We start from the raw sequence: 13,363 nt of genomic DNA, 5'->3' as shown, positions 1-13,363 counted from the left end.
GAGCATGTTGACTAAGAGGGGATTATCCGCTTGGGCTGGAGCTTGCCTGCTTCTGATCCTAAGCGGCTGCAGCGTGATCAGCGATCCGAAATCCTTGATGCAAACGCCGCAGCTCTCCACCGACCGTGCATCGCTAATCAGCGTCATTAAGGCCGAGCTGAAAGGCGGAGAGATCGTCTCGCCGCGGGACGTCCGCAATATCAGCTCTATTCGCACGCCTGACCTGAACAACGACGGGATCAAGGAGGCGGTGGTCTTCTATGAGACGCCGGATGAAGCGGTGCGGATCCACGGGATGATTTTAGAGCATCAGGGGAACTCCTGGGTGCTGAAGGTACGTTTTGATGGCGAAGGTCAGGTCCTTGAAACGTTTGATCTGCTGGACTTAAACGGCGACGGCAATCTGGAGATTATCGCTGGCTTCTCCAGCGGCTCCGATGAGCTGCAAAAAGGATTAACCGTATATACTTATAACGGCAGCGAAGTCGAGAAGGCGATCGCGTTGCCGTACAATTATTTTATGGTGGACGATCTGAATCAGGATAACATTCCGGATATCACGGTTGTGAACTTAAAACGCGAGCAGTATACAACGGTTACAACGTATCAATATGACGGATCTTTTAAGGAATTAAGCCATCTGGAACTCGACGATCCGATCAGCGAGTATTATAATGCGGTCAGCGGTAACATTACGCCCAACCTAAAAGGGATTATTCTTGACGCAACGGTGGGAACCCATTCCGCCTTCTCGACGGTGATCGTGATGAAGGATGGGGAGCTCGTCAACCTGCTGCCTTCACAGGATATGACGCTCAAAGGGTATCCGATTCTCAGCGGTGACGTCAATAATGATGGGTTGCTGGAAATCGGTATGCTGGAGAAGCCCAAAGGCTGGGAGTATATTTCATTTGATGAAATTCCATGGCTGTTCTCCTATTACCAGTGGGATGAGAACGAAGGCCTCAAATTCGTCATGCAGCAATATATGGATATGGCTGGACGTTTCTACTTCAACTTCCCGAAAGAATGGCAAGGCAATGTGACGATCGATACGAAATCCGACAAAAATGAGCACCTAATCTTCGTCAAGATCGATACGAATGAGCCTGTGGCGGAAATCCGCTTCTTTACGCTGTCGGAATGGGAGCGCAATAAAGGGGATTGGGAGCTGCTTGCACGGGATGCCGATAAGGTCATCGGGTTCCTCAGCCATACAGATTTAAAAGTCAATAAAGGCGAGACGGAAATTAAACGTTAAGCCGTTTTTTGAAAGAGGGGGCAACCAAATTGAGCAAAGTGCTGATTTTGGAGGACGAAGAGTCCATCCGGAGTTTTATCGTCATTAACTTGAAACGAAACGGCTTCGATGTGCTCGAAGCGGCGGACGGCAACGAAGCGTTAAGCAAGCTGCAAAGCGTTCCGGACATTGACATCGCGCTCCTCGACGTGATGGTGCCGGGGATTGACGGCTTTGAGGTGTGCCGGCGGATCCGCGAAACGAATGAACGGATCGGGATTATTTTCCTCACGGCCAAAGTGCAGGAGCAGGATAAGGTCTATGCGTTGTCCGTTGGGGCGGATGATCATGTCAGCAAGCCGTTTAGCCCAACCGAGCTGATCGCCCGCATTCAGTCTCTGCTGCGCCGGGTCAATGTCTACCGCGAGAGCAGTGCGAAGGTGACGTTTACGTCCGGACCGTTTACGCTGGATTTGATCTCCAAGCAATTTAAGAAGAACGGGCGGCTGATTGAGCTGACTCCAACGGAGTTTTCGTTGATTCAGTTCTTCCTGGAGAAGGAGAATACCCCGCTGAGCCGTGATGTACTTTTGGATCACGTCTGGGGTAAGGAATATATGGGCGATCCAAAGATCGTGGATGTGAATATTCGCCGTTTGCGGCAGAAGATTGAAACGAACCCGTCCGAACCGGCTTTCCTGCAAACCGTGTGGGGGCACGGTTATAAGTGGAAAGGCGAGGGACAATGATCAAGAAAGGGATTGGACGGCAAATCGTCTTACACTATTTCATCGTTGTATTCGTAACCTTGTTTATGGTCGAGGTTATTTTCACGTTGGCCATTCGCATGTATTATTACGATACGATCTATAATCACATGTCCAATCACTCGATGTGGGCTTCGGACTACTTCCAGAAATTCGTCCGGTTGAATACGGAGGGGGATCCGGATTATTTTACGGAAATGCTCCGCACCTTTGAGCTGGATAATACCGAGCTGATGATTCTGGATCGCAACGGCGAGGTCAAGGCAAGCACCAATCCGTTTCAAGCCGACAAAGCGATTCAGACCAGCGATGTTCCGCAAGCGTTAGCCGGGAACGTCGGCAAATGGATCGGGCGGCAGCCGGCGACCGGCGAGCTGGTGATGGCCGTTTCAAGGCCGCTTCAGATCCAAGGACATACGCAATACATCGTCCGCTACGTCACCTCGATGGAGTCAGTAAATTCCAAGCTGCTGAACTTGACCTTTATGTCGATTGCGGTTTCGGTGGCCGTATTGGCCATCGTTACGCTGTTTAGCATCGGATTGGCGAACTCGATCGTTAAGCCCATTAATAATATTCGCGACGTATCGGCGCAAATGGCCAGAGGGAAATTCGATGCGCGAATCAAAGGCAATTACCGTTATGAGCTCGGTGAACTGGCGGCTACCTTAAACTATATGGCCGAAGAGATCGTCCGCAGCAATCAGATCAAGGATGATTTTATCTCATCGATTTCACACGAGCTGCGCACGCCGCTGACCGGGATTAAGGGCTGGAGCGAGACGTTAACCTCCGGCGGCTTCGATCCTGAGGAGACGAAGATTGGGATAGGGATTATCGCGAAAGAAACCGATCGCTTGATTGGACTTGTCGAGGAAATCCTTGATTTCTCGAAGCTGCAATCCAACGAGATGAAGCTGGTGATCGGAGAGGTGAACCTCAAAGAACTGCTTCAGGAGACGATGCTCAACGTCTGGGCAAAGGCGGAACAGAAGCATATTCAGTTGAAGCTCGAGGATAAAACCGACGGCACCGCCATTGTCAGCGGGGACGGCAACCGTCTGAAGCAAGTGTTCTTGAACGTGGTGGACAATGCGATCAAGTTTTCCCATGAACAAAGCTGGATTCATCTGGTCATCGACCGTCTGGATGCGGAACGTGTGAAAGTGGATGTCATCGATTCGGGGATTGGCATTAGCGAGGAGTATTTAAACAAAGTGAAAGATCGTTTCTTCCAGGTGAATCACCAGGGCGGCGGTACCGGGCTGGGACTCGCAATCAGTCAGCAGTTGGTTGAGCTGCATCATGGGGAAATGGAAATTCAGAGCGAGCTTGGCGTTGGGACGACCGTCTCTGTGATCTTGCCGCTGTTAAGCGACACCCAAAGGGAAGAAGCTGCAGCCGAAACGGAGACAAAGCCTCAATAGAGAGAGAATAAATAGAGATTCATGGAGAGAAGGGAACCTACTTTGGAGCAGCTCATCGATAAACTTGAAACGGCTCAGGAAACGCTTGACGTCTTACTGGCAGGCGAAGATGATTTGGAGACGGTGCGGCAGGTCCTGGTAGAAGCCGCGACTTGGATGCAAGAAAATGGCGTGAATCAGTGGAATCCGCAGCAATTTACACCGGAGCTGATTCGGTCATATTTTGAAGATCGTGAAATTTACCTGCTGCAGGAGTCAGGCGAACCGGTGGCCTTGTTTACGCTGCAGGATTCAGATCCCGATTATTGGGGAGAGCTGAACGTTCCCGGTTACAGTTACCTGCACCGGCTCACGATCCGTTTGGCTTACCGCGGTCGCGGGCTGAGCAGTGAAATTCTACGTTATGCTGCTAAACGTTCCAAGGCGCTGGGACGTCCCGGCATACGGCTTGACTGCTGGAACCAGAACCAGAAGCTTACTCAGTTATACGAGGGCTTAGGGTATCAGCTCCAAGGAACGGGCAGCAATAACGGACGCGAATTCAATTTATATCAGCTGGACGCTGATTTATATGCACAAGTTTAACACCGATTAAAAGCACATACAGAACCGAAAGGGACCGCCTCGAAAGATCATCCATGGATTCTTTCGAAGCGGCCCCTTTTTGGTTAGGAGAGCAAGCCTTCGGCCCGAAGCCGAGGGGCGTTATCGTACACTTCCTGAAGCAAGCGGGAGGGCTGAGGTCGGCTTACCGGTTTGGCATACACGGTTTCGTAAGGGGCCACAACGCTGATATCTCCAGGCTCCGCTTTGATGACAGTACCGTCTTTGATGATGGCGCCTTCACCGATAATCGCCCGCTCGATCACGACGTTACGGCCGATTTTCGCGCCCGGCATAATGACGCTGTCATTGATTCGGGAGTACCGGCCAATTTCCGTGCCGGCGAAAATAACCGAACGTTCTACATATCCTTCGAGTGAACAGTGATCATGGATGAGGGAGGAAGGGAAGTGGGTGTGACGTTTTTTAACCCATCCTTGCATGAGCGGCCGTTCTCGGGTAAACATCGGCCAATCCTCACGATGAAGCTTCCATTCGGAGGACTCAACCAGCAAATCCATATGTGCTTCCCATAGACTTTGAACCGTTCCTACGTCCCGCCAATACCCTTTAAATTCATACGCGTGCAGCGGCTCGCTGCCTGCCAACATTTTCGGGATTAAGTCCTTGCCAAAATCATGGCTGGAGTTCGGATTGGCTGCATCTTCCTCGAGCTGTCGCTTTAAGAACTCCCAATCAAACAAATAGATACCCATCGAGGCGAGATTACTAGTGGGCTGCGCCGGCTTCTCCTCGAACTCGGTAATGCGGTTGTGCTCATCCTTCGTCATGATGCCAAAGCGATGGGCTTCTTCCCAGGGTACCGGCATGACCGAAATCGTTGCTTTCGCCTGGTGACTGAGATGGAAATCCAACATGTGACGGTAGTCCATATGGTAAATATGGTCTCCAGAAAGGATCAGGACGTATTTGGGCGAATGACCATCGACAAATGCCATGTTCTTGTATATGGCGTCCGCCGTTCCCGTATATTCCTCAACGCCTTCCCGATACGCTGGCAGCAAAGTGATCCCGCCATTCTCGGAGTGCTTCAGCTTCCATGGTTCTCCTTCGCCAATATGCTCATGGAGCGAAGCCGCTTCATATTGCGTCAAAACCCCAATCGTATCAATTCCGGAGTTGACGCAGTTGCTGAGAGGAAAATCGATGATCCGGTAATGTCCGCCAAAATGCACGGCCGGTTTCGCCTGCTTGGTGGTCAGCGGAGATAATCGTCGCCCCTCTCCGCCGGCAAGAAGCATTGCAATACAGTCCTTTTTCCTCATTTCATTTCCCTCCCGCATGTTTTGGTCTGTGAGGCACATACATTAGGATATAATGTAGATGGAATAAATTATGGAAAATATCCGAAAGTATTACACATTTTTGATGTAAATACTGAAAATTTTTTGAATTTCTTAAAACAGTTGACGTTCTTTCATCCGTTGTAAAGGTGGTGACAGATTTGTTTGATGCCAGGTTCGAATCAGCATGGGCTTCCGCCGTATCCCCCACGGATATTTACTTGTTCCGCGAGGGGACATTGTATCAAAGCTACCGCACGTTTGGCGCCCATCCCGTAACCGAAGGGGGAAGACGTGGAGTTCGCTTTACCGTTTGGGCCCCGAATGCATGCCAAGTCGCCGTTGTCGCCGACTGGAACGGTTGGAAGGGGACACGTGATGTACTATATAAGATACCCGATTCGGGAATTTGGACTCGTTTTTTTCCGGATGTTCCGGTTGGAAGTTTTTACAAGTATGCTTTGACCGGGCCGGATGGGGAGACCCGCTTGAAGGCAGATCCATATGCTTTTTATGCAGAAGTGCGGCCAAAAACAGCTTCCATCATCACTGAATTGGACAACTACGTTTGGGGAGATGAGAAGTGGATCCAGAACCGCAGCGCACCTTACGCACGGCCAATCAACATTTATGAGCTTCACTTCGGGACCTGGCGGCAACGGCCCGACGGTTCTTTTTACACATACCGAGAGATGGCGGATTTGTTAATCCCCTACGTGAAAGAGATGGGCTACACCCATATCGAAATCATGCCTCTATGTGAGCATCCGTATGATTTATCATGGGGATATCAAGCGACGGGTTATTTTGCCCCTACCAGCCGGTATGGGGAGCCGCAGGACTTAATGTATTTCGTGGATTGCTGTCATCAGGCCGGGATTGGTGTGTTGCTCGACTGGGTGCCGGGCCATTTTACGAAGGATGATCACGGGCTGCGTCTTTTTGACGGAACGCCCCTGTTCGAGTACGCCGATCCGGCCAAAGCGGAGAAACCGGGATGGGGGACGCTCAGCTTTGATTTCAGTAAACCCGAGGTACGTTCTTTTTTGATCTCCAGCGCGATATATTGGCTTGAAAAGTATCATTTCGACGGGCTGAGAGTCGACGCCGTGACCAGCATGATTCGTTACGATTTCGAGAAACCGTCCTGGGCGGCAGCGCGTAACGAAAAGGGCGGCAGCGAAAATCTGGAGGCGATAGAATTCCTGCGGCAGCTCAATACTGCGGTGTTCCGCTACTTCCCGCATGCTTTGATGATGGCGGAAGAGTCCAGCGCATGGCCGTTAGTGACCGCCCCTGCGCATCAGGGTGGACTTGGCTTTAATTACAAGTGGAATATGGGGTGGATGAACGATACGTTGGATTATTTTGAAACTCCGTTCAGCGAAAGACCTCACCGTCATCACTTGCTTACGTTCCCGATTTGGTACGCCTATTCGGAGAATTTTACGCTGCCGCTCTCCCATGACGAGGTCGTGCACGGCAAAAAATCGCTGCTGGACAAAATGCCTGGCAGCTACGAGCAAAAATTCGCCGGACTTCGTCTGTTACTTGGGTATCAGCTGACAACTCCAGGGAAAAAACTGTTATTTATGGGCGGAGAATTTGGCCAATTTATCGAGTGGCGTGATCAAGGGGAGCTGGATTGGTTCCTGCTTGATTACGAGTCACATCGGCAGATTCATGGGTATTGCCAGGCGCTAAATCGCTTTTATCTGCAAGAGCCGGCGCTGTGGGAGCAGGATCATGCGCCTGAGGGGTTTCAGTGGATGATCCCGGACGATGACAAACAAAGTGTGATTGCGTATGTGCGAAAAGGAAAGCAGCCGCAGGAGCTGTTGCTGGTGCTGCTGAATTTTCTGCCTGAGGAGCGAAGGGAGTATCGTGTTGGCGTTCCATTGCCTGGACGGTACGAGCTTGTATTTAACAGTGATGATGTTCATTTCGGCGGGTTCGGGCACCAGCAGCCCAAGCTGCATTTGAGCGAAAAAACGGCTTGGAACGGTAGGCCCCAAAGCCTGACCGTTACGCTTCCTCCGCTGAGCATGACGGTGTGGAAGCGTCAAGCGCCAAGAAGGAGGGCGAAACGATGAAGATTTTGTTTGCTGCGGCCGAAGTCGCGCCGTTTATTAAGACCGGAGGCCTGGCTGACGTGATTGGGGCACTGCCCAAGGCGTTGATCGAAGCCGGCCATGATGTAAGGGTGATCATGCCAAGATATCGCGAGCTGCCGCAAATTTACCGTGAACGTCTGCATCATCTCGGCACCGGCATGGTGCCAGTCGGATGGCGGAACAAGTACGGCGGAATATCCCGGCTGGATTGGGAAGGGATCCCCGTGTATATGATCGATAACGAGGACTATTTTGGCAGAGTAGGGATCTATGGCCATTGGGATGACGGCGAGCGGTTTGCGTTTTTGGATCGGGCGGTGCTGGAGCTGCTTCCCCTTACCGGGTTTATGCCAGACATTATCCATTGCCATGATTGGCATACGGCGATGATCCCGCTGCTGCTGCGGGAGCATTACCGCGATCGGCCCGATTACCGGAACATTCGGACCGTTTATACGATACATAACCTGTTATATCAGGGGATTTTTCCGAAAGAGATTCTGGGAGATCTGTTGGGGCTCCCTTGGGACTACTTCACGCCGGAAGGGGTAGAGTATTACGATCAAGTCAGCTTTATGAAAGCCGGCTTGGTCTACGCCGATCATGTAACGACGGTCAGCCCAACTTATGCTGAGGAGATCAAGACCGAGCATTACGGTTATGGGCTGGACGGTCTGCTTCGCTCAATCAGCGGCCGGTTGTCGGGAATCGTGAACGGAATTGACACACGGGCTTACGATCCGGAGACCGATCTGGAGCTCTTTGCCCGTTATGGACGCAACCTAGAGCAGAAGCGGGCTAATAAACCAGTGCTTCAGCGGGAGCTCGGGCTGCCGGAGACACCAAATACACCGCTGATCTCGATGGTTACCCGTCTAGTTGAACCAAAGGGGCTGGATTTGGTGATTCGGGTAATGGATGAATGGCTTAGTACGGATGACGTGCAGTTTGTGCTTCTAGGCACAGGGGACCGAGCTTATGAAGATTGGTTCCGGGAAGCGGCATGGCGTCACCCCGGGAAGCTGTCGGTCCAAATCAAGTTCAGCGACGCGTTATCCCGGCGCATCTATGCCGGCAGCGATATCTTCCTGATGCCTTCGCGGTTTGAGCCATGCGGCATCAGCCAGCTTCTGGCGCTGCGGTACGGCACGATCCCCGTCGTACGAGAAACCGGCGGCTTAAACGATACAGTGCGCTCCTACAACGAATTTACGGGCGAGGGCAACGGCTTCACCTTCCGCAACTATAACGCGCACGATATGTTGTATACGCTCCGCCGGGCGGTGTCCTTCTACCGCCAGCCCGAGCATTGGCACCGGATTACAGCAAATGCGTTCGCCGGCGATTACGGCTGGGATGCATCGGCAAGACAATACCTCCACATATACGAAAGCCTGAAGAAATAGCGGACGATCGTTCGTCCGCTTTTTTCTTCGTTATTTTTGAATGTGCCGGTACAGAATTCGGAAGCCATAGGGATCCAGGGAAATGCTCATTACCCCGTTCGTCGGCACCACCGCTTCCTCGGTGAGGGCATCTCGCCAATCGCTCGTTTGCATCGGATGGGTGAGGGTGACTGGCTTCGGGGTATTGTTCATCCACACGGTAAAATGCATTTTCTCATCCATTCGTTCGTATACGATGCACGGATCCCCCGGTTCCGCATGCAAAAATCGAAAATGACCGTGACGAAGCGCCGGGTGCTGCTTGCGCAACCTGATCATCAGCTTGTAGAAATCGTAAAGCTCACGGTCCTGTTTGCTGCGATCCCACTCCATGCATTTTCGGCAATCGGGATCCCCGTCGCCGGTAAGTCCGATCTCGTCGCCGTAAAACAAACAAGGCGTCCCGATATACGTAAACAGAAACACCACGCAGAGCTTGAGCTTGCGCTTGTCGCCGCCGACGCGGGTCAGCAGGCGCGGGGTATCATGACTTCCCAGCATGTTGAAGATCACTTCATTCGTTTGATGCGGATATCGCATGATCAGCGCACCCATCTCATCGGAGAAGGCAGCCCCGTCTACACCGCCGTTAAAAAACTCCAGCACTTTATCCGCAAAGGGATAATTCATCACCGAATCAAATTGATCGCCCAGCAGCCAGTTTAGTGAGTCACTCCATACCTCTCCGATCAAATAGGCTTCCGGGTTTGCCTGTTTCACCACCTGCCGGAACTCCCGCCAGAACGAATGATCGATTTCATTAGCGACGTCAAGCCGCCAGCCGTCCAATTTGATTTCCTTAATCCAATATTCGGCGACTTCCAGCAAATACTTCTTAAGTTCCGGGTTCGCTGTATTAAATTTAGGCATGTTGGGGAAGAACCCAAACGTATCATAAGTCGGAATCCCGTTCTCTACTCTGGCAGGGAACTGGTTGACATGAAACCAACCGGCATAAGGGGAGGCTTCTCCATGTTTGAGGACGTCCTGGAACGGAGGGAAATGCTCCCCGCAATGATTAAAGACCGCGTCCAACACCACCCGGATCCCTCGGTTATGACAATGCTCAACCAACTCCCGCAGCAAGTCGTTGTTCCCAAAGTGAGGGTCAACCTGCTTATAATCGACGGTGTCGTATTTATGGTTGGACGGAGCCAAAAATAGAGGCGTGAGATAAATCGCCGTGATACCCAGGTCCGTCAAATCGTCCAGGTGGTCAATGATTCCCTGCAAATCGCCGCCGAAGTAATTTTCACGGGTCGGCTTGCCTCCCCAGGCTTCGACCGGCTTGGGGTCATTGGAAGGGTCTCCATTGGCGAACCGCTCCGGCATAATCTGATAAAAGACCGCTTGCTTCGCCCATTCCGGCACCCGGACTACTTCGTTTTCATGGATATACGGGAATTCAAAGCATTCCCCCGGCGGTTGAGGGGACTCCGATTGAATCCCCGTGTCCAGCAGGTAAACCGTTTCCGTTCCCGCCGTAAGCTTAAAGGCATAGGAAAGGCGCTTGAACTTGGGACGCACAGCGACCTCCCAATAGTCGAACATGCGGTCATGGGCCGTTTTTTCCATCGGCAGCTCCTGGTAGGTTCCCGTCCAATCGTATTTGTCCCCGGTCATCGCAACAACCTGTTCCACATCATCCCGTTTGGTCCGGATGCGAAGATGGATCGTGGTTGAATCATAGGCATACGCCCATTTATCCCGGGGCACATGGTAGAGCGCTTCAAGCAGCACGGATTGGCGCCTCCTCTCGTAAATTCGCTAGGGATGGTGATGATGTTCATTATTCCCCAAGGCAGCAAGGAGCATGAACCCAATGTGAAACATAATTCAGGATTGAATTGACCAAAGTATGATAAATAGGGATTTGCGAGGTTCAATAGGGCAGATCTGTGAAAACTTTTGTATATCATGAAAATTGTTTTGCATATATATGCATTCTGATTTATAATTAGCCCAGTAATCATCATCGAGTGTAATAAGTAAAGCAGAATAGGAGAGAAAAGCATGAAAAAATGGGGCATGTTATTCATAGCGGTCTTGATGGTAACCATGGTGCTGGCCGCTTGTGGTCAGGAAAAAAATAACAGCGGCAACGCGGCAAACAACGCCGGCCAAGCCGCGAACCAAAATGAGACTCAAGCGGGCGGAGACCAAACCGAACCGGCTAAGAAACTGATCGTAGGGATGAGCGCGGACTTCCCGCCGTATGAATTCCACATTAAGAACGACAAAGGCGAAGACGAAATCGTTGGTTTCGACGTAGAAATCGCTAAGGAAATCGCTAAGGATCTGGGCGCTGAGCTGGAGATTAAAGACTTGAAATTCGATACGTTGCTGAACGAGCTGTCGAGCGGACGTGTGGATCTCGTCATTTCTGGACTCAGCCCAACTCCAGAACGTGCTGAACAAATCGACATGTCGCAAATTTACTACAAAGCGGAGCAAGCTGTGGTGACTCGTGAAGCGGACAAAGACAAGTTCAGCACAATGGAATCGCTGGAGGGCGCGAAAATCGGCGTTCAACAAGGTTCCATTCAAGAAGAAATGGCGAAGGAAATTCCGAATGCCAAACTAACCTCGCTGGCTAAAATTAATGACATCATTATGCAGTTGAACTCCAACCGTGTAGATGCTGCTATTTTGGAAGGTCCTGTCGCAGAATCGTTCGTTAAGAACGTTAAAGGCCTGGTCATCACCGATGCCAAGCCGGTAACTGAGGATGAAGGCTACGTGATTGGCATTAAGAAAGGCAACCAAGAGCTGTTGGATCAAGTGAATAAGACGCTCGATCGCTTGATTAGCGCAGGCAGCATCGATCAATTCGTTGCCGAAGCTAGCGAACTGGCCGAAAAATAATCACGATATCCATCCACAGAAAATAGCGAAGCTTTCGCTATTTTCTGTTTTTTTGCTTAAGGGTTTAAGGTAAAGGAGGAGGAAGGAAGGCGTTATGGACTTAATTTCAATGTTTATGGAATACCGCAGTTACTTCTTGGCCGGTGTTCAGTATACCCTACTCTTGGCAGCGATCAGCGTGATATGCGGCTTCTTTCTTGGTTTGTTGATCGCACTATTGCGCATGTCGCCATGGGGGATCCTACGGTTTCTGGGGCATGTGTGGGTTGAATTTCTGCGTGGCACCCCAATGATGGTACAGCTGTTGATTATTCACTACGGGTTCGCATTTATGTTTGATATTAATTTCACCCCGATTCAGTCAGGTGCGATTACATTGTCCATTAACAGTTCGGCTTATTTGGCGGAAATTTTCCGTGCCGGCATTCAAGGTGTCGATCGGGGACAAGGGGAAGCGGCCCGTTCCTTGGGGATGACCAAAGGGATGGCTATGCGCCATATCATCATTCCGCAGGCGATCAAATCGGTGCTTCCCGCGATTGGCAACGAGTTTATTACGATCATTAAAGAATCGTCGATCGTATCGATCATCGGTACGGCCGAGCTGATTTATCAAGCACAGTCCGTCGTGACGATTACGTACGATGGGATGACGCCTTATTTGATCATCGCCATTATGTACTTTATTCTGACATTCACGCTGTCTCGGATTTTGGGCGTGTTCGAAAGGAAGTTGAAGACCAGTGATCACCGTTAAAGGTTTGCATAAAAAATTCGGCCAACTCCATATTTTGCGCGGGATCGATCTGGAAATCTCCAAAGGCGAAGTTGTCGTCGTCATCGGTCCTAGCGGGTCGGGGAAAAGTACGTTTCTCCGCTGCCTGAACCTGTTAGAGGTTCCGACCGAAGGGGAGATCACCTTTGAAGGCGCTTCGATCACCGCCAAGGGACATGACATCAATAAAACCCGCGAGAAAATGGGGATGGTGTTCCAGCACTTTAATCTATTCCCGCACAAGACCGTGATCGACAACATTACGCTCGCGCCGATTCGCGTGAAGAAGCTCGATAAAGGCAAAGCGGAAGCGATCGCCATGGACCTGCTTCGCACGGTTGGACTGGAGGATAAGCGGGACGCCTATCCGGCGCAGCTCTCCGGCGGACAGAAGCAGCGGATTGCGATTGCCCGCGCATTGGCTATGGAGCCGCATGTGATGCTGTTTGATGAACCGACGTCGGCCCTGGACCCGGAAATGGTCGGAGAGGTGCTTGACGTTATGAAGAACCTGGCTGAACGGGGAATGACGATGGTTATCGTTACGCATGAGATGGGATTTGCCCGTGAGGTTGGCGACCGCATCCTGTTTATGGATCAAGGTGTCATTCTGGAGCAAGGTACGCCGCAAGAGGTGTTTGGGGCGCCGAAGCATCAGCGTACGCAGGATTTTTTAAGCAAAGTATTATAAATCTTAAGGACCGTCCGAGCTTCCATTCGGGCGGTTTTTTGTCCTCCGATGGATCGAACGTACGATCTAAATTTACACTCTTTTTACCTTTGAACACAAAAATGTAACCAGTCCAATCAAGCAATTCCGCCG

At 51.1% G+C, this 13,363-nt stretch carries 11 protein-coding genes; 9 read left to right on the top strand and 2 right to left on the bottom strand.

Annotated features, from left to right (window positions below; genetic code table 11):
* The first annotated feature begins 4 nt into the window (after positions 1–4).
* Genes U9M73_RS06405 through U9M73_RS06390 form a run of 4 tightly spaced genes read left to right on the top strand, consistent with a single transcriptional unit; the run spans position 5 to position 4,019 of the window.
* A complete protein-coding gene (locus U9M73_RS06405; protein ID WP_260070299.1) occupies positions 5–1,261 on the top strand; it encodes a hypothetical protein in 1,257 nt (418 codons plus the stop codon).
* Between the two features lie 29 nt (positions 1,262–1,290).
* Positions 1,291–1,989, top strand: coding sequence for a response regulator transcription factor (locus U9M73_RS06400; RefSeq protein ID WP_009226166.1), 699 nt, complete (start codon positions 1,291–1,293; stop codon positions 1,987–1,989).
* Positions 1,986–3,434 carry a sensor histidine kinase gene (locus tag U9M73_RS06395; RefSeq protein ID WP_323076574.1) on the top strand — a complete coding sequence of 483 codons (1,449 nt, stop codon included), beginning with the start codon at positions 1,986–1,988 and terminating at the stop codon, positions 3,432–3,434. Before U9M73_RS06400 ends, U9M73_RS06395 begins: the two co-directional genes overlap by 4 nt.
* A gap of 42 nt (positions 3,435–3,476) precedes the next feature.
* Positions 3,477–4,019, top strand: coding sequence for a GNAT family N-acetyltransferase (locus U9M73_RS06390; RefSeq protein WP_323076573.1), 543 nt, complete (start codon positions 3,477–3,479; stop codon positions 4,017–4,019).
* Between the two features lie 83 nt (positions 4,020–4,102).
* On the opposite strand, the gene U9M73_RS06385 is transcribed toward U9M73_RS06390, so the two are convergent.
* Positions 4,103–5,323, bottom strand: coding sequence for a glucose-1-phosphate adenylyltransferase (locus U9M73_RS06385; RefSeq protein ID WP_260070295.1), 1,221 nt, complete (start codon positions 5,321–5,323; stop codon positions 4,103–4,105).
* Positions 5,324–5,502: 179 nt separating this feature from the next.
* Here U9M73_RS06385 and glgB point away from each other — a divergent pair, with 179 nt between their 5' ends.
* Positions 5,503–7,434, top strand: a complete 1,932-nt coding sequence (gene glgB / locus U9M73_RS06380) for a 1,4-alpha-glucan branching protein GlgB (RefSeq protein ID WP_323076572.1) — start codon at positions 5,503–5,505, stop codon at positions 7,432–7,434.
* Positions 7,431–8,861 (top strand): glycogen synthase GlgA, encoded by a 1,431-nt coding sequence (gene glgA, locus U9M73_RS06375; RefSeq protein ID WP_323076571.1) that lies wholly within the window; start codon positions 7,431–7,433, stop codon positions 8,859–8,861. The genes glgB and glgA overlap by 4 nt, the downstream gene beginning before the upstream one ends.
* A 30-nt stretch (positions 8,862–8,891) precedes the next feature.
* On the opposite strand, the gene U9M73_RS06370 is transcribed toward glgA, so the two are convergent.
* A complete protein-coding gene (locus U9M73_RS06370; protein ID WP_260070292.1) occupies positions 8,892–10,640 on the bottom strand; it encodes an alpha-glycosidase in 1,749 nt (582 codons plus the stop codon).
* Positions 10,641–10,913: 273 nt separating this feature from the next.
* Here U9M73_RS06370 and U9M73_RS06365 point away from each other — a divergent pair, with 273 nt between their 5' ends.
* The 3 genes from U9M73_RS06365 (at position 10,914) to U9M73_RS06355 (ending at position 13,231) form a co-directional block, all read left to right on the top strand.
* The gene (locus U9M73_RS06365; RefSeq protein ID WP_009226159.1) at positions 10,914–11,765 is read left to right on the top strand and encodes a transporter substrate-binding domain-containing protein; all 852 of its coding nucleotides are present in this window, start codon (positions 10,914–10,916) and stop codon (positions 11,763–11,765) included.
* A 94-nt stretch (positions 11,766–11,859) separates the two neighbouring features.
* Complete coding sequence (locus U9M73_RS06360; RefSeq protein ID WP_009226158.1) at positions 11,860–12,522, top strand: amino acid ABC transporter permease; 663 nt, start codon at positions 11,860–11,862, stop codon at positions 12,520–12,522.
* Complete coding sequence (locus tag U9M73_RS06355; protein WP_009226157.1) at positions 12,509–13,231, top strand: amino acid ABC transporter ATP-binding protein; 723 nt, start codon at positions 12,509–12,511, stop codon at positions 13,229–13,231. The genes U9M73_RS06360 and U9M73_RS06355 overlap by 14 nt, the downstream gene beginning before the upstream one ends.
* Positions 13,232–13,363: the final 132 nt, after the last annotated feature.

The organism is Paenibacillus phoenicis, from assembly GCF_034718895.1.
GTDB lineage: Bacteria > Bacillota > Bacilli > Paenibacillales > Paenibacillaceae > Fontibacillus > Fontibacillus phoenicis.
Note: the sequence above shows the minus strand (reverse complement) of the source record. Positions and strands in the feature narration are given on the sequence as shown.